Origin of the sequence: Actinoplanes sp. NPDC049118 (assembly GCF_040648555.1) — a bacterium.
Taxonomy (GTDB): Bacteria; Actinomycetota; Actinomycetes; order Mycobacteriales; family Micromonosporaceae; genus Actinoplanes.
Genome location: NZ_JBEZDY010000016.1, coordinates 150,451 through 173,305, shown reverse-complemented (window position 1 = coordinate 173,305; position 22,855 = coordinate 150,451). Strand labels below are relative to the sequence as shown.

The following is a 22,855-nucleotide window of genomic DNA, read 5'->3' as shown; positions in this document are numbered from 1 at the left end:
CCTCTCGATGTGATGTCAACCCCACCGTCCGATGACGGCCGCGACGAGCAGTGCGCACGCCGACGCCAGCCACATCGACAGGTCGGTGACGGCCAGCCAGCCGGCCAGCACGATGGCTGCGGTGATCAGCGCGATGTAGAGCCGGTCGCCGCGGTCGGTCTCGATCCGCAGGAAGCCGCGCCGGGCGACCGGGGGCGACAGCCGGCCCCAGACCCCCATCCCCGCCAGCAGGACCCCGAGTCCGATGAAGATCGCCGCCGTGGGTGCGGTCCAGACCATCCAGCCGAGCACGGTCAGACCCTCCCGAGGGCGAAGCCCTTGGCGATGTAGTTGCGTACGAACCAGATGACGATCGCCCCCGGAATGATCGTCATCACGCCCGCCGCGGCGAGCAGCCCCCAGTCCACCCCCGCGGCGCTGACGGTCCGGGTCATCGTGGCGGCGATGGGTTTGGCGTCGACCGAGGTGATGGTCCGGGCGATGAGCAGTTCGACCCAGCTGAACATGAAGCAGAAGAACGCGGTGACGCCGATCGCCGAGCGGATCAGCGGCAGGAAGATCCGGACGAAGAACCGGGTCAGCGAGTAGCCGTCGATCGCCGCGGTCTCGTCGATCTCGCGCGGGATGCCGGACATGAAACCCTCGAGGATCCATACCGCGAGCGGGACGTTGAACAGCATGTGCGCGACGGCGACGCCCAGGTAGGTGTCGAACAGCCCGACGCTGGAGTAGATCTGGAAGAACGGCAGCAGGAAGACCGCCACCGGGGCCATCCGGTTCGTCAGCAGCCAGAAGAACAGGTGCTTGTCGCCGGCGAACCGGAACCGCGAGAAGGCGTACGCCGCCGGGATCGCCACGACCAGCGACATCAGCGCGTTCAGCGACGTGTAGGCGATGGAGTTCAGGTAGCTCGAGTACCACACCGAGTCGGTGAAGAACGTCCGGTAGTGCTCGAGCGTCACCCGTTGCGGCAGGAGGGAGAAGCTGCCGAGGATGTCCTCGTTGGGCCGGATCGACATGCCGAACATCCACAGGATCGGCAGCATCAGCGCGGCCGCGTACAGCCAGAAGGCGGCACGGGCCCAGGGCAGCCGGCGCCGGGCGCGCGCCGCCGCGGCCGTCGGCCGCCGGGTGTCCGGCGCGGTCTCGCGTGCGGTGACGGCCACCGCTCACCTCCCGGTTCTGGTCAGCACGACGAAGAAGACGAAGCAGACGACCTGAACGAACAGGAAGTACAGCAGCGAGAAAGCGCCGGCCGGTCCCAGGTCGAACTGCCCGACGGCGACCTTCGACAGCAGGATGCTCAGGAAGGAGGTGGCGTTGCCGGGACCGCCACCGGTCACCACGAACGGCTCGGTGTAGATCATGAAGCTGTCCATGAACCGGAGCAGGATCGCGATCGTCAGCACGCCACGCAACCGGGGCAGCTGGATGTGGCGGAAGACCGTCCAGGACGAGGCGCTGTCGATCTGGGCGGCCTGATAGTACGGCTCGGGAATGGACCGCAGGCCCGCGTACGCCAGCAACGCCACCAGCGGGGTCCAGTGCCAGACATCCATCAGCAGCACTGTCGTCCAGGCGTCGTGAGCGTCCAGCGTGTAGTTGAAGTCCACGCCCAGCACGTGGTTGACGGTCCAGCCGCCCAGTCCGATGTCGGCGCGGGCGAAGATCTGCCAGATGGTGCCCACGACGTTCCACGGGATCAGCAGCGGCAGCGCGACGACCACCAGAGCCGACGACACCGCCCGGCCGCGGCGTGGCATCGCCACGGCGATAGCCACCCCGAGCGGGATCTCCACCAGCAGGACCTGGACGGAGAACATCAGCGTACGCAGGAAGGCGGCACGGACCTCCGCGTCGCGGACGACGGACCGGTACCACTCCAGCCCGACGAAGATCCGGTCTGTCGGGCTGAATACGTCCTGTACCGAGAAGTTGACCACCGTCATCAGCGGGATCACCGCGGTGAAGGCCACCGAGGCCACCACGGGAAGGACCAGGATCCAGGCCCGGTTGTCCTTCGGCCGGGTGTCCGCCGGCCGATCACTCCCGTGCTCGCCGGTGGCTGGGTGGCCGTCGCTCACGCGGGGCCCACCCTTCGCATGGTGCTCCCGGCCCTCGCTACGCTCGGTGTGGTCGCTCATGCCCGCTCCGCGCCGTCCTGGGCGGCGATCGTGCCGCACCGGATCGCGTCCCGGAACAGGAAGGCCCGGTCGGGGACGAAGTGGAAGTATTCGAGCGCGCCCGGCGCGTACCGGGAACCGGTGTCCACCTTGGCGCTGAGCCGACGACCGTCGATCTCGGCATGCACCAGGTGGTACGCCCCCATCCGGTCGACCGCGGTGACCCGTGCCGGCAGCCCCGGCGCGGTGGGCACGGCGGAGATTCGGACGAACTCGGGACGGACACCGATACGCACCGGACCCGAGGGAAGGGCACCGTCGGTGTCCGCCGCGCGCCCGACGGGCGTGTCACCGACGCGTACCACACCGTCGACGAGGTCGGCGGGGATCATGTTCATGCCCGGCGAGCCGATGAAGTGACCCACGAACTCGTGCGCCGGCGACAGGAACAGCTCAGTCGGCTCGCCCGACTGCACGACGTCACCGTCCTGGAGCACCATCACCTCGTCGGCGAAGGTCAACGCCTCGGTCTGGTCATGGGTGACGTAGACCAGGGTGTGCCCGGTGTCGCGGTGGATCTCCTTCAGCGTGCTGCGCAACGTCCACCGCAGCGCCGGGTCGACCACCGTGAGGGGCTCGTCGAGCAGTACCGCCGCCACGTCGGAGCGGACCAGCCCACGGCCCAGGCTGACGATCTGCTGGCGCCCCGGGTCCAGCCGCCGGGACCGGCGGTGCAGGTGGCTGTCCAGTCCTAGCAGATGCGACACCGCACGCACCCGCCGGTCGATCTCTGCCTTCGGCCAGCCGCGGTTACGCAGCGGGAAGGCGAGGTTGTCGTACACCGACATGCCCTCGTAGAGCACAGGGAACTGGAATACCTGCGCGATGTTGCGAGCGGCGGTCGGGACCCTGGTAACCTCCCGATCACCGAACCAGATCCGCCCGACGGTCGGCGTGAGCAGACCCGAGATGATGTTGAGCAGCGTGGTCTTGCCGCAGCCGCTCGGGCCTAGCAGCGCGTACGCCCTGGCTGCGTGCAGGGTCCGTGTCATCGGCCGCAGCGCCCAGGTCCGGCCGCCGTCGTAGCTGTGGCCTACGCCGTCCAGGTGGATGTCAACCATGCGGCTCGGCCTCCACGGCCGACGGGTCGCCCAGGCGGCCACCGGTCTCGTCGAAGACGAAGATGTGTGCCGGGTCGATGTAGGCCACGGCCGGCTCCCCCGGGGTGAACCGGTGGGTGCCGGACAGCTGGGCCACGAGATGGCGCCGATCCGGCAGGAGCAGGTGCAGGAAGGTGTCGCTGCCGGTCATCTCCGCGAGCCGGATCTCGCCGGGAAACGCGAGGTCGTCCGGGCCGGTCCGTTCGACCGTGACACGGTGCGGGCGTACGCCGAGGGTCACGTCGTGGCTCGTCGCCCGCGCCGCGGCGGCAGGGAAGGCCGCACCCAGGCATTCGATCCGGCCCTCGCGGACGACTCCGGGTAGGCGGTTCAGTGGGGGGTCGCTGAGCGTCGCCGCAACCGCCAACGTCGGCGGCTGCTCATACAGGTCGGCCACGTCGCCCACCTGCTGGACCCGCCCCTCGCCCAGGACGACGGTCGGCTCCGCGAACATCAGCGCCTCGGCCGGATCCGAGGTGGAGTACAGCACCACACCCGGGGCGTCGCGGAACATGCTCTTGAGGTCGCTGCGCAGCTGCTCCCGCAGCTTGTAGTCGAGGTTCGCGAGCGGCTCGTCCAGCAGCAGCACGTCGACCGGCCGGGCGAGTGCCCGGGCAATGGCCGTTCGCTGCTGCTGGCCGCCGGACAGCTCGGCGGGCCGGCGGCCGAGCAGCGCGCCGATGCCCATGATCTCGGCGATCTCGCGCACCCGGCGGTCGATCCGGGCCGAAGCGAAGCCGGGCGCCTGCCGCAGCGGCGAGGCGATGTTCTCGTACACCGACAGCGAGGGGTAGTTGATGAACTGCTGATAGACGAAGGCGACAGACCGCTTCCGGACCGAGGTCGCCGTGACATCGGCCCCATTGACGAGCACACGTCCGGCCGTGGGCGGGAGAAGTCCCGCCACGACGCGCATTAACGTCGTTTTCCCCGCAGTCGTCGGTCCGATGAGTACGGTCATGCCGCCGCGCAGTTCGAGGTTCACCTCGTGGAGCCAGACGTCTCCCCGCTGCCGTACCTGGACGCGATCGAGAATGAGCTCCACGCCATTCGATCCTCCCTGCTTACCAGGTCGATATATGCCCTCGTGGCGTCTCAGCCTAGGAGCTTTGCGGACGCAAGGGCAATTGCGGTGAACAAACGTGCAGAACGCCGGACGATGATCTGAATTGATGTGCATCGGAAAGCATCGATTGTCATTCCGTGGCAGGTAAACAATTCACATTCGACAATGTTTAGGTCGAGATTGTGGTGACATCCCATCGGCTGGAGCGGGGCAGTGTCCTGAGGACCACGCTTCAGCTCTGGTTCCGGCGCCCCGAGGTGGCCAGGGCCGGACGGGAAGCCGCGCGTTACGGGCCTGTACCGCGCCAGAACTGCTCGCACACGATGTGAGCTGGCGTCTCCCGAGCGCCCCGAGGATGCGGTGCATGGTTGTTCGACTGCCGTACCTGACCGCGGTTCGGATGTTCGGCTGGCTGCCGCGGGTGGCACGCGGCGAGTCCGCGATGGCCGCCGAGCTGATGGTGCTGCGCCACGAAGTCGCTGCCCTGCGTCGCCAGGTCGGTCGCAGCTGTCCTGGCCGGATCGGGCCGTGCTCTGCGCCCTGGTCCGCGCCCTTCCCCGCGAGCCATGGAGACATCGGACCGTCGCTCCGGCCACCCTGATGTCCTGGCGCCGCCGCCTGGTAAGCCCGTACTGGACCTACTCGAACCGGCCCGGACGACCGCGAATCAGCGACGGGCTGTACGTCCTTGTCGTCCGACTGGCCCGGGAGAACCCGCGCTGGGGACACAGACGGATCCAAGTTGTACTGGTGTTCCAACGCGCTGGCGGCCTGCCTGGTCTCCACCGACGCTGAGGTCCCGATGACGACTGGAGACGGGGATTCCATGACCACGCACGACGAGCTCGAGGGCCGCCGATCCTGCTGCGCCCTTTCCAGTGGGCAATTCTGCTGGCGACCCGTAGCGGCGCTCGCCGTGGCGGCGGTCGGGCTCAACCGCTGGGAGCGGCTGAGCACACTGGTCGAACTCGGCCGTCGAGCCGAGAGAGCCTGAGCCCGGCCAGACACGTCAGGTGGGTGAGTGGCCGGGCGATTGAAGGTGTCATGAGCCGTATGCCAGTTCCCTAGCCGCGATCGTCGTGTGTTATCCCGAGTTTGAGAGTCGGACACTATGCACGGTGGATTCTCGCGATACTGGTGAGTTCCACCGTTCCACCGGAACCCGGCCGCCCCGCCCTGACGATCGTTGTCTCCAGACCAGAGATCGCTGGTCGAGCAGTGTGCGTCCCGCAGTCGGGGATCAGGGCCGGGCAATCGGGCGGCAGGGTGGCACGACCGCGTCGACGAGCTCGGCGCCGACGTTCGTGGCGAGCCAGGCGTGCAGCGGCTGGCCGCCCAGCCCTGATCGCGCTGGACTCGACGACTACCTGCCCGCCGCCGGCTGACCGCCCTCGGGCACCCCTGGCGGATTCAGCAGGTGTTCTCTCGACATACGCGAGGGTATTCCCAGGCAACGTCCCGGGTCAGTAGTACTGCTCCCACGGGCCGATGGCCGTGGCGCGGGCTCGCAGCATGGCGTAGTTGCCGCCGGTGTAGCCCAGTTCGGTCGACACGTAACTGCCGTTGGCGGTGGATCTGATGACGACGCCGCTACCGTAGGGAAGGATCTGGTACTGCTCCCACGGGCCGATAGCGGTGGCGCGGGCTCGCAGCATGGCGTAGTTGCCGCCGGTGTAGCCCAGTTCGGTCGACACGTAACTGCCGTTGGCGTTGGCCACCAGCACGTAGTTGGAGCCGTATGTGCAGAGGTTGTAGACCTCCCACGGGCCTTGTGCGCCGGCGCGAGCGCGCAACATGCCGTAGTTGCCGCCGGAATATCCGATCTCGGCCGACGTCAGTAGACCGTTGGCTTTCGACTGGATGACGACCGGTTGGCAGGCGAGCGCTGCGGCCGAACCGGCAACCGTAGTGGTGGCCTTGGTGGTCTTGAGGAGGTTGACGGCCTGGGCCAGAGGCACTGGCGCCGGGGCTGCAGCTTGCGGCGCGGCAACGGCTGGGGCGTTACTCGCACCGATGGCGAGCGCCGCGGTCGCCGTCAGCGACAGCAGCGCCGCGACGCTGCGGCGTCCGACGATGACGCGCCGCACTTTGTCGATCAGATTCATGAAAGATCCCGTTCTATCGATTCCCCTCGTCTCCCGAGGCCTGATTAATCATCTTCGGTCTATGTTGCGTAGCGGGGTCAGGAGGTAGGCCGCTTTCCGACAATCGGTGTCGGGAGGAATGTGTCAGCGCCGTGGCCTCGGCAGTTCGCCGCGCTACTCTGCCCGGCGCTTGAGGTTGGCAGAGCCGTGGTGTGCCGGCCGCCGGGTGGCATGCGCTCGGACACCTCCGTGATCATGTTCGAGGCGGCGGTTCGTTCCGAGATGATCGTGTCGTTCGCGCATGCCCCGTGCGCGCACCCTCGGAGGTCCGCCCGGCCGAGGAGCTGAGCAGGCACTTGCCAAGATCGTCGGTGTCTCGAACCCCATCCCAGTACCGGGGCCGCGCCGGTCAGCTGTGGCATCGGGGGGCTGGCCGGCCTCGATATGCATGACGCCAGGTGTCCTTCCTGGAGAGTTAACGCCGATCCCAGGAAGACAAGCCTCAGTCACCGGGTCCCTTGTACGGAGCGGTACGCGAGCGTACCGTTCCCATTGGTACGTCCGCGTACCGCTTTGGAGGTGATGCTCCGATGACGACCGTGACGCTTCCGCCGGGTCCCACGAAACCTCGTGCCGTACAGGGCGTGTATGCACTGGCCGTTCCGCACCGCGGGATGCGCCGGATGCGAGACCGTTACGGGGACGCTTTCACCGTCAACGTGCCGACGTTCGGCCGCGCCGTGGTCATCAGCGACCCCATCGAGGTCAGGCAGGTGTTCATGACCAGCCCGAACTTCGCGGAAAAGCCCGACCGGAATCTCGGTCGGGTGCTCGGTCCAGGCTCGTTGTTCGCGCTCGTCGGTGAGGAGCACCGCAGGCAGCGCAGGCTGCTTGTCCCGCCGTTCCACGGCCGCCGGCTGGCGGTCTACGAGACGATCGTCGAAGAGGAGACGGTGCGGGAGCTGGCGTCGTGGCCGCAGGGCCCGGCCTTCGCGACACTGCCGTCGATGATGCGGATCACCCTCAACGTCATCCTGCGCGCGGTGTTCGGCTCCGCGGGTGCCGAGTACGCCGACCTGCGCGAGCTGCTGCCACGGATGATCAAGCTCGGCTCGCGGTTGGCCGTGCTACCCGTGCCGAGAGTCGACCTCGGTTGGTGGAGCCCGTGGGGGCGTTACTGGGCGATGCGCCGCGAGTACGACGCGATCGTGGGACGGCTGGTCGCCAACGGACGGCGGGACGCGAATCTTGACGAGCGCGACGACATCCTCGCGCTGATGCTGCAGAGTCGCTACGACGACGGCACGGAGATGAGCGGCAGCGAGATCGCCGATCAGCTGCTCACGCTGCTCGCCGCCGGGCACGAGACGACCGCGACGACGCTCGCCTGGGCGATCGAGCGGCTTCGCCGTCACCCGGCGGTCCTGAGCGAGCTCGTGGACGAGGTGGACGCGGGTGGCGACACGCTGCGCGAGGCGGCGATCATCGAGGTGCAGCGCACCCGTCCGGTGATCGACTTTGTCGGACGGCAGGTGCGGGCCGACCACTTCCAGGTGGGCCGGTGGACCGTGCCGAAGGGGTACGCGGTACTGGTCAGCATCACGCTGATGCACGACAACGAGTCGTTGTTCCCAAACGCCCGGACGTTCGATCCACACCGCTTCCTCGGCACCCGACCGGACCTGTACCAGTGGATTCCGTACGGCGGCGGCAGCCGCCGGTGCCTCGGTGCCGCGTTTGCGAACATGGAGATGAACGTTGTCCTGCATACGATGCTGCGCGACCTCACCCTGGTGCCGACCGACGAGCCCGGCGAGCGCTGGCACTCGCGCGGCGTGGCCAACGCCCCGGCCCGGGGCGGTCGCGCGGTTGTCCGCCGCCGCAGCGCCGCCCCGCTGCCGTCCGCCGCGGCCGGCGACGTCGGAGCGCGATCGTGACCGAGCGCGGCGGGTCCGGGTCGGCGAGAGGGCCGATGCCCCGACGATCTCGTCGGATCGCCGGCCGCCCCGTGATGATCACCGGCGCCGCCTCCGGCATCGGGCGCAGCCTGGCCCAGCGGCTGTCGGGGCTGGGCTCGCCCGTGGCCATCGCCGACGTGGACGAGGCCGGGCTGGCGGCGACCGCCGCGACGCTGTCCGGTCCGGTGTTCAGCCGGGTCCTGGACGTCCGGGACGCGGCCGATCAGCTGCGGTTCGCCGACGAGGTGCGCGGGTGGCTCCCGGCGCCGCTGGCGGCGGTATTCAACAATGCCGGCGTCGCCGTCACGTCGACCGTCGCGGGCGCCGTTCCGGAGGACGACGACTGGCTGTTCCAGACCAACTTCTGGGGCGTGGTCCACGGGACCCGGGCGTTCCTACCGGTCCTCATCGAGCAGGACGACGGCGTCATCGTGAACACCTCGAGCGTGTTCGGGCTCCTCGGCGTGCCCTACCAGAGCGCCTACTGCGCCGCCAAGTTCGCCATCCGCGGGTTCACCGACGCCCTGCGCCAGGAACTGCGCGGCACCGGCGTGCGGGCCGTGACGGTGCACCCGGGCGGCATCACCACGAACATCGCCCGCAACGCGCGGTTCCGTACTGACCCCGAGGGCCTCGGGCGGACGAAGGAACAGATGGCGGCACAGTTCGAGGCCGTCACCATGACGTCGCCGGACAAGGCGGCGGCGATCATCCACCACGGCGTCGAGCGCGGCAAGGCCCGGATTCTCGTCGGGCCGGACGCCTACCTGTTCGATGCACTCGCCCGGATCGCGCCAACGCACTACTACGGCGTGATCTCGCGCCTGCAGGCCAGGCTGCGTGCCCGGCAGAGGGAGTCCGTGTGACAACGACGACCGAGCATCTCGATGTGCTGATCATCGGCGCCGGCCTGTCCGGCATCGGCGCCGCGCACCAGCTCCAGTCGGCCTTCCCCGGCCGGACATTCGCGATCCTCGAGGCCCGTGACGCGATCGGTGGGACATGGGACCTGTTCCGATACCCCGGCGTAAGGTCCGACTCCGACATGCACACGCTCGGCTACCGGTTCCGGCCGTGGACGCAGGCCAAGGCCATCGCCGACGGGCCCGCCATCCTGCGCTACATCCGCGACACCGCCGCCGAGGCGGGCCTTGACCGACGCATCCGTTTCGGGCACCGGGTGGTGCGCGCGGAGTGGTCCACGCCGGACGCGCGCTGGACGGTGGAAGCGGTCCATGACGGCGAGACCGTCCGACTGACCACCAACTTCCTGCACGTCTGCAGCGGCTACTACCGCTACGACGCCGGATACGCGCCGGACCTGCCCGGCATTGAGCGGTTCGGCGGTGCCGTCGTCCACCCGCAGCGCTGGCCCGAGGACCTCGACTACACCGCCAAAAAGGTCGTCGTGATCGGCAGCGGTGCGACGGCCGTGACGCTCGTGCCGGCCATGGCCGAGCGGGCCGAACACGTGACGATGCTGCAGCGCTCGCCCACCTACATCCTGTCGTTGCCCGCCGAGGACCCGATTGCGAACCGGCTGCGGCGCCTGGTCGGTGCACGCCGCGCCTACCCGATCGTGCGGTGGAAGAACGTCGCGATCAGCACGCTGCTCTACCAGCTCAGCCGGCGGCGCCCGGACATGGTCGCGGCCATGCTGCGCCGGGCGGCGGTCCGGCAGCTGCCGCCCGGATACGCCGTCGACACCCACTTCAAACCGCGCTACCGGCCGTGGGACCAGCGGCTGTGCTTCGTACCCGACGGCGACCTGTTCGCCGCGATCAGCCAGGGCCGGGCGTCCGTGATCACCGACCGGATCGCGGAGTTCACCGAGGCGGGACTGCGCCTGGAGTCCGGCGCCGAACTCGAGGCGGACGTCGTCGTCACTGCCACCGGGCTGCAGCTGCTGGCGCTCGGTGGCCTCCGACTCGCCGTCGACGGCCACGCGGTCAAGCTTCCGGACACCATGGCCTATCGGGGCATGATGCTCAGCGGCGTACCGAACTTCGCCTTCACGGTCGGCTACACGAACGCGTCCTGGACCCTCAAGGCCGACCTCGTCAGCGAGTACGTCATCCGGCTGCTGCGGTATCTCGACGCGCACGGCTACGACCAGTGCGTGCCGGCGAACGACGACCCAGCCGTCACCGAGCGGCCACTACTCGACTTCCAGGCCGGCTACGTGCTGCGCTCCATCGACGATTTCCCCAAGGCCGGCTCGCGGGCACCGTGGCGGCTCGGCATGAGCTACGCGCACGACCTACTGAAGCTTAGACACGGCCGGATCGAGGATGGCGCCATGCGGTTCTCCCGCCGACCCGTGAATCACGAGGCCGCCCGCCAGACGGCGTAGCCGACCAGCGCTGCGGGAAGGTGACCTCGTGCGACCGTTCTACGCACGCGAGCTGGCGCAGTACCCCACTGGTTCCCGGCGGATGCGCTACCTGCTTATGGCCGTAATGGCCAGCCTCATCGTCAACTTCGAGGGCCAGATCTCGCCCGTCGTGCCGCTGCTGCTCGACGACCTGGGCATGTCGCTGAAGACCTACGGCCTGATCGGCGCGGTGGCCGTGGTCGTCGGCGGTATCTCGGCTGCGATCGGTGGCCGGCTCGCCGATCGGCACGGCCGCGTCCTGCTTCTGATACCCGCGCTGGTGCTCGCGGCCTTGTGCAACTACGCGACCGTGCTGGTGCAGACGCCGACGCAGTTTCTGGTGGTCCGTTGCCTGTTGCTGTTCGTCGAGGGCGCGGCGATCACGACGACCGCCGGACTGGTCCGGGACTTCTCGCCGCGGCTGGGACGCGCCACCGCGTTCGGATTCTGGACCTGGGGACCGATCGGTGCGAACTTCCTGGCCGCCGGCATCGCCGGCGTGGCGCTGCCTATCTCCGGGACCTGGCAGTCGCTGGTCATCATCATGGGCACCGTCGCGCTGGTGTCCTGCATCGTGATCATGTTCTTCATCGCGGACCTGTCGCCGCAGTTGCGGGCGCGCGTCATCACCTCGGAGTCGGACATGGCGGCGGCGGACGGCGACGGCGCGGTCGACCTGCGCGCCGCCCGAGGGCTCACGGCGTATCGGGTCTTCTGGGCACACCTCGCGGGCATCACCCTGTGGTTGGTCTGGTACTGGACAATGCAGATCTTCGGGCCGACGCTGCTCGTGCAGACCTTCGGGCTCACGGCGAGCCGTGCCGCATCCGTCATGGCCGTCAACTGGGCATTCACTCTCTTGACGCTGATCGTCGCCGGGCGGCTCTCAGATCGCCTGCAGGCGCGTAAGCCCGTCATCCTGGTCGGCGCCATCGGTGGGATCGTCGGCATGGTCCTCCTCGTCATGCTGGCCGACAGCGGCCGGGCAAGCGTCGCTCAGCTGATCGGGGTCAACGCACTGCTCGGCGTCGCGATCGCGGCTACGTATGCACCCTGGATGGCGCTCTTCTCCGAGGACATGGAGGATCTGCGGCCGGACCTGCAGGCCACGGCCTGGGGCGCGTTCGGCCTCTCCGTCCGGCTCATGATCGTGGTGGTCCTGGTCGGGTCGCCGGTCGTCGCGGCCGGTGGCACGGGATGGAGCCGGTGGCTGCTCATCGCGACGCTCTGCAACGTGCTCTTCCTCCCCGCGCTGTTCATGTTCGGCGGTGGCTGGCGGCGGGTTTCGCCGGCCACCGCGAAGCAGGCCGTCGCGAAGCAGGCAGGCCGGACCGCTCGCGGTGGCGGCACCGGCGGGTAGCCGCGCGGCGGAGACAGGCTGGTCCGTCGCCGACATTCATGACCGCGTGTCCGTATTGCCGTACAACACAGATTATCCGTCAAAGGTGTGATTCTATACTTTTCCTGGCCACCGGAATTCAGATCGACGACTGCGCCGCCGGTACCCGCCCGGGGTGAACTGGAGCCATGGCCGAAGTGCGCTTCTTTACCGAGCTTCATCCGCCCGACGAGTCCGTGGTCGTCCGGACCGTGAGCGACGCCTGGGGCGAGGACCATCCGGGCGTGTTCGAGGACGGGGCGTGGCGGTTCGTCCTCCCGGACGGCCCTTCCGAGTTCAAGTTCGTGCTGGACGGCACGTGGATGGATGGGCCGAACCTGGCGCTCCCCGCTGGCGGCGGGCCGTTCGACTTCGACGACGACGCCGTGCGCTTCGATCCGATGCCGGCCGTCGTCACCGAGAACTCGCGCGTGCAGCAGCTCTTCTTCCGGCCAAATCATGATCAACAGCACGTGTACGACGTCATCGTCGTCGGCTCGGGCATGGGCGGCGGCCTGCTCGCCGACCAGTTGAGCGACGCGGGCGCCGACGTGCTGGTCCTCGAGGCCGGGTCGTACCTGTTCCCCACCCACGTGGCGAACCTCCCCAGGCGGCTGCAGATCGGGAAGTTCGACAAGAACGTGTGGGGGCTGTTCCCCGACTTCAGCTTCGCCAACTACGTGAACGTGCCCGGCTCGTACTTCGGCGGCGCGCAGGCGTTCAACCTCGGTGGCCGCTCGGTGTTCTGGGGTGGGCTCATCCCGCGGATGGGCGCCTGGGAACTGGCCTCCTGGCCACAGCCGGTCCGCGACTACCTGCTGACCACCGGATACCGGCTGGCCGAGGACGCCCTCAACCGCAACGGCCCGCTCAGCTCCACGTACCAGCAGGACGTCAAGCAGCACCTGGCCACGCTGCTGCCCGACTACGACCACCTCGACGCGCCCGTCGCCGTGCAGTACGAGGGCTACACGCCGTTGTCCATCCCAGGCGGCATGTTCTCCACCGCCGACCTGCTCACCGAGGACCGGCTGGTCGCCGACCCCGGCGCCCGGCTGCCGACGATCAACCTGAACCACGCCGTCCAGCGGATCCTCCACGACGGCGGCCACGCCACCGGTGTCGACTGCTACGACCTGCTTGCCCGCCGCCAGCGGCAGTACCGTGCGAACACGGTCGTGCTCAGCGCCGGCACCATCGAGTCCGCGAAGATCGCGCTGCAGTCCGGCCTCGACGACCCGGCCGGCCTCATCGGGTACGGCATCACCGACCACCCGATCCTGTACACGCACTTCTCGGTCCCGGCCGGCTCGCCGTGGTCGCGCGCCCAGTCGTCGGCGAAGGTCTGGTCGCGGCACCGGGACACCTCAGCCGACCAGCACCCGTACAACGTGGTGCTGGAGCTGGGCGCCGACTTCAACCAGGGCCGCTATGTCGACCCCGACAACCTGCGGCGGCACCGCGAACTGAAGGGCGGCGCCACCCTCGGCGAGGTCGTGTTCCTGTTCCACGCCCCGTTGGTGCCGACCAACCGGGTCTCTGTGTCCGGGCCGCCGCACCTGCCCGTGCTGGTCGACGTGCGGCCGGCGCCCCTGGGCGGCGCCGTGCAGGACGAGGTGCGTGGGATCGGCAAGCAGATCCTCGACGGCTTCGGCGCCCAGGCCATCACCGGCGAGAACCTAGACCTGGCCGCGGCCAAGCTCGGCGGCGTGGCCCACGAGGTCGGCACGCTGCGCATGACCGGCGGCGGGGCCGGGGTGGTCGACGTCGACCTGCGTTTCCTCGGGTACGACAACCTGTACGTTTGCGACAACTCGGTTTTCCCGACCTCGCCGGCGGCCAACCCGACGCTGACCCTGGCCGCACTGAGCCTGCGCCTGGCCCGCCACCTCACCGGCGGTTAGGGCCGCTCGCGCAGGGGCGTGTAGGGCATGAGAGGCGAGTCTGCCGCCGCACCGGCCACTCGTGGGCTTGGTTGAGCACGTCGTGAGTCTTCATCGCTGCTCCAAGGGGAGTGGTCGACGGCGCGGGATCGGTGCACAGGTGTCGGACCGTGGCGGCGGCCGCGGTCAGCCGGTCGATGGGGCTCGCCTGTGGTCGACCACCACGGCCATGCGCCACATGCCGGCGTAACGGGCGGCGACGCGGATGCAGCAGATTGTCGGTGACGGTCTGCCGTTCCAGGTGGTGCGGCGCGAGCGTGTAGATCGCGTCGCTGACCACGAGGTCCCGGCCGCGACCATGCGCGCCATCGTGACCCGCATGGTCGCGGCGGAGATGGCGAACATCTCCCCGAGCAAGGTCAGGTCACGGGCCGAAATGCGCGGCGGCCGGGCGCCGCGCATCAGGCTCAGCGCCACCGATCGTGCGCTCAGCGGCGCCGGTGTAGCGCGGGTTCGCCAAGATCGCGGCTACCGTTCGTAGCGTCCAGGCGGTCCCGGCGCGGTGTGGTTTGCGGGACCCGGTCGTGCGCCGACGGCGGCGGCACACCAAGGGCGTTGAGGGTCCGGTGTACCCGGCGAGTCGCGAGGCCGCAGTCGTGAGGCGTTGCAGCGCGACCGCGCGGCTCGTTCTCGTCCGCGGCGTCAGCGAACTTGCCCGAGCCATCCGAGCCGCATCACCCGACGGCTCGCCGTGCCCGTCGACGGCTCAACACAACGGCCCAAAATTCGAATGCGTCTGCGGGCGGGCACTCGACAGAATCGGAGCATGGCGCGCTTCGGATTTCAGGACTACGAGCCGCGCTGGCTCAACGGCCGGGACAGCATCACTGCCGTCCACGGCTGGCGACTCGCGCGCTTGGCCGGTAGCACCCTTCAGCATGTCTGGCGGGTCTGGGAGCTCGATGCCGGTGGCCGGTTCACAGGCGCACCGATGCTGGACCTCGGTGACGAGCGGGTCGGAATCCATCATCAGAAGCTTCGGCGATCTCTGCGACACGTGGAGCACTGTCGACCCGGCCCACGCAATCGAGGATCCCTGCGACGGCAATTCCCTCTTCAGTCTCGCCTGGCGTCCAGAGCACATGCCGCAACTCGCCGAGCCGGCCGGTCGAACGCTGCAACGCGTCGAGCTACTCGAATGGGCCGGCGGGGATGACGACATGGCCAACGGCAGCATCGTGATCGGCTTAGACCTCGCGCCGCGCGGGCTCACGATCGGGTATTCCTCGACGAGCCGACGGCGGGACTCGACCCCGCATGCCCGGCGTGAGTTCCACGAGCTGATCCACCGCCTGGCCGACCTCGAAGACACGACGATCCTGCTGACCACCCACGATCTGGACGAGGCGGAGAAACTGGCCGACCGCATCCTGATCCTGGCCGACGGCCGGATCGTTGCCGACGGCAGCGCCGACCAACTGGCCCGGCGGGTCGCCGGCGAGGGCGAGGTGCGGTGGAGCCTCCACGGACGACACTTCGTGGAATCCACGCGGGAGCCCACGACGTTCGTGCGGGAGTTGTTCGCCCGGCACGGCGCCGAGATCAGTGATCTGGAGGTGCGGCGGGCCAGCCTCGAGGATACCTACCTCCCTGCGGCGGCTGGATGACCCGTTCGAGGATCTCGACGAGCTCAGACGGCAGCAGACCAGCCGCGGGTCCGCACCCCACGCACCGTCGCGGCCAACAGCGTTTCGACGCCGTGGGTGAACGTCGACAGAGTGGCCGGGGGATGTGCGGCGAAGTCCTGCCAGGCCTCGTGGCGCCGCGCCCCCGCGCCTTCCAGCCAGGCCTGGACCGCATCGACGACCCGATCGGCCGATCCGATCGGGGCTACTCCGGCCGCCTGGCCCGAGCGGTGCGTCATCCGTTGGCAGGCGTGGGTTGTAGGGCCCCCGCAGCATGGAGTAATACTCGTCGGCGGTGTGATCCGGCGGCATCCCCAGGTCCGCCACCGTGCTTGCTACCGGATCCGGATCGGGGTGGGCGGCACCGAGCCGTGCTGCAGGCCGTCATCGCCCTCGACGTAGCCGGACGAGCTCCACTGCGCTGTGCCGCGCCGGAACCCCTGCTCGCCTACCGCCGTCACCTCGACGGCGTACCGATGCGCAACGCCATCGCAGACCGTCGGCTCCAGGTATCCGTACCCATTGATCGAGACGCCGCCGGCCGACTGGCTGACGGTCAGGTCGATCACGCCTCGGTCCGGCACGCCACCGGTGAAAGGGCCGCAGCTGTACGTGCCGGCCAGCGTCACGCTCTCGCCTCCCGCGTTGCGTAGCGCCACGCGCGCGGTGACCGTGAGGCCAGCCTGCGCGGCCCAGGCGGCACCGGCGGGGGACATGAGGGCGGTGGACAAGGTCAGAACAGACGCCGCAAGAACGGGCACGATTTTCCGCATGATGTCCTCCGATCCATAAAGCACGGTGTGAGGCGCTGAGCCGCCACCGTCGAAGCCTATGCCCGAGGCGGTCCCGGCTCATTTCGGTGACCGTTGGGTCCGGTTACGACGCCTGCCGATCCGTGGCGGCACTCCGTGATGCGACCTGGGCAGTGTGCTCCTAGAGTAGGTGATGCCATCGAAATCGCTCGATCTGGAGGGCAGTCCGTTGAGATGGAAGATCGCCGCCGCCGTTCTCCTCGCCGCCGGGCTGATCGCCACTCCGGGCATCGCCAAAGCGGCGCCCACGGCGCCCACGGCGCCCACCAGCCTGATCTCCGCCCGGCCCAGCCCGGACGAGGTGGGCCGGGCTCTGGCGCGTATCGCCAAGGCGAGTAACGGGCGGGTCCGGGTCGGCGTCATCGGCCGCAGCAACGAGGGCCGGCCGCTGCGGCTGGCCACCTTCGGGCACGGCACAACGCGGCTGCTCTATGTGACGCAGCAGCACGGCGACGAGCCGCTGGGCACCCCGGCCGCCGTGCGGGCGCTGTGGACCCTCGGCGTGCCGAGCACGCCCTGGCACCGGTGGCTGGCCGGCCAGGTGACCGTGGACATGGTGGTGCAGGCCAACCCGGACGGCGCGGTCCGCAACCAGCGCTACAACCACGACCCGAGCGCCTCCGGCGAATACTCGGAACCGGGCGTCGGCTACGACATCAACCGGTTCCACAACCCGTTGACGCCGATCGTGGACAACCCCGTACCGGAGTCCCGGGCCATGCTGCGGTACTGGCACGCCACCCACCCCCGCGTGGTGGTCGACTACCACATGCAGGGGCGTTATCTGCAGCCCGACGGGCGGGAGACGACGGCCTCGGTCCTCTGGCCGACCAGCCCGCTGGCGCCGAGTGCCGCGGTCACCGCGTCGCGGCGGCTGGCGGTGCGCAACTACGACGCGATGACCCGCCTGGCCGGGGCCAACGTCACCCGCTACCCGGGCGGTGACTACGAGGGCATCGCGCGGAACGCGTATGGCATCCTCGGCAGCGCATCGCTCCTCGTGGAGCTCTCCGACCTCCCGGCGGAGCGGGTGGAGTTCCAGATCCGCACGGCCTCCGTGTCGATGATCGCGACGGCGCAGGGGGCCGCCGACGGCTCGCTGTGGCGCGCCGATCCGGCCCGCGCCGACACCGTTCCCGAGCGCGGCCCGGCGCTGCCGGGTGCCGCGTCAACGCTGCTCCTTGCGGACGCCGCCTGACCCGCTGACAGGTCGTCGGGGCGCTCGAGCTCGCTGCCCCGACGCCGGCATCCACCCCGCCGCGCGGTTCGCCGACCCGGCCGTGACCGCCTCCGCCACCGCCACCGCGGCCCACCATGCGCAACCGCCGACCCGGACGAGAAGACGCCGCGCTCCCGGCATCGTCCGGCACGCCCCGCCCCGCCCCGGACGGGTGAGCGGTTACGGCGCCGGAGCACATCGCTGTGCGCCCGGAGGACGCGTGTGCCGCCGGAAGCTCCGTGCAAGATCTTCGGCCGGATGCTCGGTCAGCCGCCACAGCCGCGCGCCGGTCGCCCGGTCGTGGCCGGACAGCGACTCCCCGTCGTTGATGCACACCACCGGCCCGCAGCCGAACGAGCCGCCCGACGGTCCACAGCTGCCGCGGCGTGTCGATGTCGTAGGCGGTGATCGTGGTCCGGCCCCGCACCGTGTGGTCCTGGTAGAGCTGCCGGCCCTGCATGGTGACGGCCGAGTGGTCCTCGGTCTGCGCCAGCCCGTGCCGCGGCAGCGTTCCGGTCGTGACGACGGAGCCGTCGGCCAGCGCGATCACCTCGGCCCGGCCCTGGGCGGTGACGGTGAACAGGGACGCCCGACGAACCGGCCGATACAGCCCACCACCGAGAACCCATCCGGGCGGCCGACAGCCGCCGGGATGTGTGGATTCACCTGCACAACGGAAAGCGGCTCCCCCCGCCCACCACTCATCAGAGCGAGCGCCTGTCGAAGGGGGACCAGCCCGGGTGGCGCTCTACAAGCTCGACAGGTCCACTCCGACGATCCGCAGGGCGAGCTCCGCGTAGTGGTCGCCGATGTCCTCCGGCGTCCACGTGCCCTCGTCCCGGTACCAGCGGGCGATATCGATCCCCAGCGACAACAGCGCCAGGGTCGTCATCCCTGCATCCCTGACCTGAAAGACGCCCGCGGCCATACCGGACTCCACCAGGCGTCGCACCTCGTGGTCGATCTCCTGGCGGATCTGCCGGATCTCCTCGAAGTGCTCAGGGCTGAGCGCTGCGAGTTCGTAGTTCACGACCCGGGCCACCGTGTGCCCGCGCGCGTGGTCGATGGCGAACCGCCGCACCACGCTGACCAGCTGCTTCACCGGATCTTCGGAGCCGACCAGACCGTCGCGTACGAGCGCGAGCGTGCGTTCGTGGCCGGACCGGGAGATCAGGTAGAGCAACTCTTCCTTCGACTGGTGGTGCACATACAGGGCCGCGGGACTCATCCCGGCCGCCGCTGCGATGTCGCGGGTCGTCGTGGCGTGAAAACCGCGTTCGGCGAACGCGCTTACCGCGGCGTCGAGAAGCCTCGCGCGGGTGGCCGCAGCCCGGGGCAGGTCCGTGGTCTCGGTCATAGCGCTTCCATCCTCTCAGGTGCCTGACGGGGTGTGAGATGGGCCACGTCACGCGGCGACCGAACCTCTTGACGGACCGGGACGCTTCTCGCAAGCTGAGCAAGTAAGCAAGCGCTTAGTCAGCAGTTTAAGGAGGGGCGTATGGGTCGCACAAATCGTCAGTACCGGCTCGCCAAGCGACCGGTCGGCCTGCCGGCGCCCTCGGATTGGGACTTCGTCGAGCAGCCGGTCGCGGAGCCGGGTGAGGGCCAGCTGCTGATCGAGACGATCTATCTGTCGCTGGACCCGGCCATGCGCGGCTGGATGAACGAGGGCAGGTCCTACATCCCCCCGGTGGAGATCGGTGCGGTCATGCGCGCGGGCGGCGTGGGCCGGGTGATCGCCTCTCGCAACCCGCAGTACGCGGTCGGTGACTACGTGTCGGGAATGCTCGGCGTGCAGGAGTACCACCTGTCGGACGGCCGGGGCCTGACCAAGGTCGATCCCGCGCAGGCGCCGCTGCCGGTGTACCTCGGTGTCTTGGGCATGCCGGGCATGACCGCCTACTTCGGGCTGCTCGACATCGGACGACCCGAGCGCGGCCAGACCGTCGTGGTCTCCGGCGCGGCGGGTGCGGTCGGCAGCGTGGTCGGCCAGATCGCCAAGATCAACGGATGTCGAGTCATCGGCATCGCCGGCGGCGAGCGCAAGTGCCGTCTGGTCGTGGAGGAGCTCGGCTTCGACGCCTGCATCGATTACAAGTCCGAGGACGTGCGCAAGGCTCTGCACGAGGCGGCACCCGACGGCGTCGACGTCTACTTCGACAATGTCGGCGGCGACATTCTCGACGCCGTGCTGACCCGTCTGGCGCGGGGCGCGCGCATCATCATCTGCGGCGCGATCTCGCAGTACAACGCGACCGATCAGGTCAAGGGCCCGGCCAACTACATGTCGCTGCTGGTGAACCGCGCCTCGATGACCGGGATGGTGGTATTCGACTACGCCGGCCGGTATCCCGAGGCCACCGCCGAGTTGGCAGGGTGGCTGTCGACCGGAAAGCTGCGGTCGCTGGAGGACGTGGTGGGCGGCGGCGTGCAGGCGTTCCCCGACACCCTGCTTCGGCTCTTCAACGGCGACAACACCGGAAAGCTCGTTCTCCAGGTCGGGACCGCGTGAGCGGCCGGTTCGCCGGGCGGACGGCGATCGTGACCGGGGCCAGCCGGGGGATCGGGCTGGCCATCGCCGAGCGGCTGGTGGCCGACGGGGCGAAGGTCGTCGTCACCGCGCGCAGGCAGGAGGCGCTGGACGCCGCGGTCGCGCAGCTCGGCGGGCCCGAACACGCAATCGGCGTGGCCGGCCACGCCGCAGACGTCGACCACCAGGCGGAGGCGGTCAAGCGCGCGATCGACGTGTTCGGCGGCGCCGACCTGCTGGTCAACAACACCGGCATCAACCCGGTGCACGGACCGATGGTCGAGCTGGACCTGGATGCGGCCCGCAAGATCGTCGAGGTCAACTGCCTGGCCGCGTTGTCGTGGGTGCAGCAGGTCCATCGGACCTGGATGGCCGAGCACGGCGGCGCCGTCGTCAACGTCTCGTCGGTGGCCGGCATCCGCCCGGCACCAGGTATCGGTTTCTACGGCGCCAGCAAGGCGATGCTCACCCACATCACCCAGGAGCTCGCGGTGGAGCTCGGCCCGGACATCCGGGTCAACGCGGTCGCCCCGGCCGTGGTGAAGACGAAGTTCGCCGCGGCGCTCTACGACGGACGTGAGGAAGAGGTCGCCGCCGCCTACCCGCTCAAGCGGCTGGGTGTTCCGGCTGACATCGGCAGCGTGGTCGCGTTCCTGCTCTCGGATGACGCCGCGTGGATCACCGGGCAGGTGCTCGTCGTCGACGGCGGTGTGACGCTGACCGGGGGTGTCTGATGCCGGAGCGGGGACAGCGGGTGGTCGTCACCGGTGCCGGGCACGGCATCGGTCGCGCGCTTGCCACCCGGCTCACAGCCGAGGGCGCGCGGGTCGTGGTCAACGACCTTGACGCCGCCGCGGCGACCCGGGTGGCCGACGACATCGGCGGGCACGCCGTCACTGGTGACGCGGCTTCCGAGGCGGGCGTGACCGCGCTGGTCGATGCGGCTCGCCATCACCTGGGCGGTATCGACATCTGGTTCGCCAACGCGGGCATCGACCGCGGCGAGGGTCTGCAGGCGTCCGAGGCGGACTGGGCGGCCGCCCTCGACGTCAACGTGCTCGCGCACGTGCGCGCAGCGCGGCTACTGGTGCCCGAGTGGCTCGAGCGGGGCGCCGGTCGGTTCGTGGTGACGGCGTCCGCGGCAGGCCTGCTCACCATGCTCGGCAACCCGACGTACTCGGTCAGCAAGCACGCGGCCGTCGCGTTCGCCGAGTGGCTCTCCTCGACCTACCGGCACCGGGGCGTGGTCGTGCAGGCGATCTGCCCGCAGGGCGTCCGCACCCGGATGCTCGACAACGCCGGCCCCCTGCAGGACCTGCTCAGCCACGACGCCGCGATTGCGCCCGAGGAGGTCGCCGAAGCGATGTGGCAGGCGCTGGCCGACGACCGGTTCCTGGTGCTCCCGCACCCCGAGGTCGCGGGGTACTACGCCAACCGTGCTACGCAGACCGACCGCTGGCTGGCCGGCATGAACAAGCTGCAGCGCCGGCTTGAGGCGAAGGGAACGACCGCATGAGGGCGTGGCAGACGACCGAACTCGGCCAGCCGCGTGACGTACTGCGGCTGGTCGACGTGGCCGACCCCGAGCCGGGCCCGGGTCAGCTCGCGGTCGCCGTGCTGGCCGCGCCCGCCAACTTTCCCGACGTCCTGATGTGCCGGGGGGAATATCAGGTCAAGCCGGAGCCGCCGTTCACACCGGGCGTGGAGCTGTGCGGCGAGGTGATCGCGCTCGGCGAGGGCGTCACCGGGTTCGCCGTGGGCGACCGGGTGCTGGGCGGCGCCGTGCTCCCGCACGGCGGGTTCGGCGAGCGCGCGCTGATGAACGCCGCCACGACCTTCCCGGCGCCGTCGGCGCTCGACGACGCCGAGGCCGCGTCGCTGTACATCGGGTATCAGACCGGCTGGTTCGGCCTGCACCGCAGGGCCGGGCTGCGGGCGGGCGAGACGCTGCTTGTGCACGCCGCGGCCGGCGGCGTCGGCAGCGCTGCGATCCAGCTCGGCAAGGCCGGCGGCGCGCGGGTGATCGGCGTCGTCGGCGGGCCGGCGAAGGCCGAGGTCGCCCGCAAGCTGGGCGCCGACGTGGTGGTGGACCGGCACGAGCAGGATTTCGTCGAGGTCGTCAAGGCCGAGACCGGCGGCCGGGGCGCCGACGTCGTCTACGACCCGGTCGGCGGCGAGACCTACCAGCGCTCGACCAAGTGCGTCGCCTTCGAGGGCCGGATCCTCGTCGTCGGCTTCGCCGGGGGCCAGATCCAGTCGGCCGCGCTCAACCACGCACTGGTGAAGAACTACTCGATCGTCGGGCTGCACTGGGGCCTGTACAACAGGTACGACCCGGCGGCCGTGGCGCAGTGCCACCGCGATCTCACCGCCCTGGCCGAACGAGGCGCTGTGCGGCCGCTGGTCAGCGAGCGGCTTGCGCTGCACGAGGTGGCCGACGGTGTGCAGCGGCTTGCCGAGGGCAGCACCGTCGGCCGCGTGGTGTACGTGCGGGGAGCGCAACGATGAGCGCCCAGCGCCGGGTGGACGCCGTCATCTTCGGCTACGCCACCACCCGGACGGCCATCGCCGAGCTGATCCCCG

General features: G+C 69.6%; 21 protein-coding genes and 1 pseudogene. 13 read left to right on the top strand and 9 right to left on the bottom strand.

What is annotated here, in order from left to right; genetic code table 11:
• Nucleotides 1-15 precede the first annotated feature (15 nt).
• From AB0B58_RS25845 to AB0B58_RS25825, 5 genes are all read right to left on the bottom strand, one after another.
• On the bottom strand, nucleotides 16-291 hold the full coding sequence (locus AB0B58_RS25845; RefSeq protein ID WP_360228491.1) for a DUF2160 family membrane protein: 276 nt from the start codon (nucleotides 289-291) through the stop codon (nucleotides 16-18).
• Between the two features lie 2 nt (nucleotides 292-293).
• Nucleotides 294-1,046 (bottom strand): carbohydrate ABC transporter permease, encoded by a 753-nt coding sequence (locus AB0B58_RS25840; RefSeq protein WP_360228575.1) that lies wholly within the window; start codon nucleotides 1,044-1,046, stop codon nucleotides 294-296.
• A 123-nt stretch (nucleotides 1,047-1,169) separates the two neighbouring features.
• Complete coding sequence (locus AB0B58_RS25835) at nucleotides 1,170-2,144, bottom strand: sugar ABC transporter permease (RefSeq protein ID WP_360228488.1); 975 nt, start codon at nucleotides 2,142-2,144, stop codon at nucleotides 1,170-1,172.
• Nucleotides 2,141-3,244 (bottom strand): ABC transporter ATP-binding protein, encoded by a 1,104-nt coding sequence (locus AB0B58_RS25830; protein WP_360228485.1) that lies wholly within the window; start codon nucleotides 3,242-3,244, stop codon nucleotides 2,141-2,143. The genes AB0B58_RS25835 and AB0B58_RS25830 overlap by 4 nt, the downstream gene beginning before the upstream one ends.
• Complete coding sequence (locus AB0B58_RS25825) at nucleotides 3,237-4,328, bottom strand: ABC transporter ATP-binding protein (protein ID WP_360228482.1); 1,092 nt, start codon at nucleotides 4,326-4,328, stop codon at nucleotides 3,237-3,239. The genes AB0B58_RS25830 and AB0B58_RS25825 overlap by 8 nt, the downstream gene beginning before the upstream one ends.
• Before the next feature lie 385 nt (nucleotides 4,329-4,713).
• Between AB0B58_RS25825 and AB0B58_RS25820 the strand changes: the two genes are divergently transcribed.
• On the top strand, nucleotides 4,714-4,950 hold the full coding sequence (locus AB0B58_RS25820; protein WP_360228479.1) for a hypothetical protein: 237 nt from the start codon (nucleotides 4,714-4,716) through the stop codon (nucleotides 4,948-4,950).
• 862 nt (nucleotides 4,951-5,812) lie between these two features.
• On the opposite strand, the gene AB0B58_RS25815 is transcribed toward AB0B58_RS25820, so the two are convergent.
• Complete coding sequence (locus AB0B58_RS25815; RefSeq protein ID WP_360228476.1) at nucleotides 5,813-6,454, bottom strand: hypothetical protein; 642 nt, start codon at nucleotides 6,452-6,454, stop codon at nucleotides 5,813-5,815.
• A 569-nt stretch (nucleotides 6,455-7,023) separates the two neighbouring features.
• Here AB0B58_RS25815 and AB0B58_RS25810 point away from each other — a divergent pair.
• The 7 genes and pseudogenes from AB0B58_RS25810 to AB0B58_RS25780 all read left to right on the top strand — a co-directional run.
• Nucleotides 7,024-8,370 carry a cytochrome P450 gene (locus tag AB0B58_RS25810; protein ID WP_360228473.1) on the top strand — a complete coding sequence of 449 codons (1,347 nt, stop codon included), beginning with the start codon at nucleotides 7,024-7,026 and terminating at the stop codon, nucleotides 8,368-8,370.
• Between the two features lie 35 nt (nucleotides 8,371-8,405).
• A complete protein-coding gene (locus tag AB0B58_RS25805) occupies nucleotides 8,406-9,257 on the top strand; it encodes an SDR family NAD(P)-dependent oxidoreductase (protein WP_360228470.1) in 852 nt (283 codons plus the stop codon).
• A complete protein-coding gene (locus tag AB0B58_RS25800) occupies nucleotides 9,254-10,744 on the top strand; it encodes an NAD(P)/FAD-dependent oxidoreductase (RefSeq protein ID WP_360228467.1) in 1,491 nt (496 codons plus the stop codon). The genes AB0B58_RS25805 and AB0B58_RS25800 overlap by 4 nt, the downstream gene beginning before the upstream one ends.
• A 28-nt stretch (nucleotides 10,745-10,772) precedes the next feature.
• The gene (locus tag AB0B58_RS25795) at nucleotides 10,773-12,125 is read left to right on the top strand and encodes an MFS transporter (RefSeq protein WP_360228464.1); all 1,353 of its coding nucleotides are present in this window, start codon (nucleotides 10,773-10,775) and stop codon (nucleotides 12,123-12,125) included.
• A gap of 167 nt (nucleotides 12,126-12,292) precedes the next feature.
• Entirely contained in the window at nucleotides 12,293-14,047 is a 1,755-nt protein-coding gene (locus AB0B58_RS25790) for a GMC family oxidoreductase (RefSeq protein ID WP_360228461.1), read from the top strand.
• A 244-nt stretch (nucleotides 14,048-14,291) separates the two neighbouring features.
• Nucleotides 14,292-14,567, top strand: coding sequence for a hypothetical protein (locus AB0B58_RS25785; RefSeq protein ID WP_360228458.1), 276 nt, complete (start codon nucleotides 14,292-14,294; stop codon nucleotides 14,565-14,567).
• 738 nt (nucleotides 14,568-15,305) lie between these two features.
• Nucleotides 15,306-15,693, top strand: a pseudogene (locus tag AB0B58_RS25780) (AAA family ATPase); the annotation flags it as partial.
• Nucleotides 15,694-15,716: 23 nt separating this feature from the next.
• Here AB0B58_RS25780 and AB0B58_RS25775 read toward each other — a convergent pair.
• Nucleotides 15,717-15,950 (bottom strand): hypothetical protein, encoded by a 234-nt coding sequence (locus tag AB0B58_RS25775; RefSeq protein ID WP_360228455.1) that lies wholly within the window; start codon nucleotides 15,948-15,950, stop codon nucleotides 15,717-15,719.
• 96 nt (nucleotides 15,951-16,046) lie between these two features.
• On the bottom strand, nucleotides 16,047-16,442 hold the full coding sequence (locus tag AB0B58_RS25770; RefSeq protein WP_360228452.1) for a hypothetical protein: 396 nt from the start codon (nucleotides 16,440-16,442) through the stop codon (nucleotides 16,047-16,049).
• Between the two features lie 250 nt (nucleotides 16,443-16,692).
• On the opposite strand from AB0B58_RS25770, the gene AB0B58_RS25765 reads away from it, so the two are divergent.
• Nucleotides 16,693-17,721 (top strand): M14 family zinc carboxypeptidase, encoded by a 1,029-nt coding sequence (locus AB0B58_RS25765; protein WP_360228449.1) that lies wholly within the window; start codon nucleotides 16,693-16,695, stop codon nucleotides 17,719-17,721.
• Nucleotides 17,722-18,490: 769 nt separating this feature from the next.
• Here AB0B58_RS25765 and AB0B58_RS25760 read toward each other — a convergent pair.
• Complete coding sequence (locus tag AB0B58_RS25760; RefSeq protein ID WP_360228446.1) at nucleotides 18,491-19,099, bottom strand: TetR/AcrR family transcriptional regulator; 609 nt, start codon at nucleotides 19,097-19,099, stop codon at nucleotides 18,491-18,493.
• A 141-nt stretch (nucleotides 19,100-19,240) separates the two neighbouring features.
• On the opposite strand from AB0B58_RS25760, the gene AB0B58_RS25755 reads away from it, so the two are divergent.
• The 4 genes from AB0B58_RS25755 to AB0B58_RS25740 are packed head-to-tail and all read left to right on the top strand — an operon-like array spanning nucleotide 19,241 to nucleotide 22,780.
• Complete coding sequence (locus tag AB0B58_RS25755; protein ID WP_360228443.1) at nucleotides 19,241-20,254, top strand: NADP-dependent oxidoreductase; 1,014 nt, start codon at nucleotides 19,241-19,243, stop codon at nucleotides 20,252-20,254.
• Entirely contained in the window at nucleotides 20,251-21,006 is a 756-nt protein-coding gene (locus AB0B58_RS25750; RefSeq protein ID WP_360228440.1) for an SDR family oxidoreductase, read from the top strand. The genes AB0B58_RS25755 and AB0B58_RS25750 overlap by 4 nt, the downstream gene beginning before the upstream one ends.
• Entirely contained in the window at nucleotides 21,006-21,788 is a 783-nt protein-coding gene (locus AB0B58_RS25745) for an SDR family oxidoreductase (protein ID WP_360228437.1), read from the top strand. The genes AB0B58_RS25750 and AB0B58_RS25745 overlap by 1 nt, the downstream gene beginning before the upstream one ends.
• The gene (locus AB0B58_RS25740) at nucleotides 21,785-22,780 is read left to right on the top strand and encodes an NADPH:quinone oxidoreductase family protein (RefSeq protein ID WP_360228434.1); all 996 of its coding nucleotides are present in this window, start codon (nucleotides 21,785-21,787) and stop codon (nucleotides 22,778-22,780) included. Before AB0B58_RS25745 ends, AB0B58_RS25740 begins: the two co-directional genes overlap by 4 nt.
• Nucleotides 22,781-22,855 lie beyond the last annotated feature (75 nt).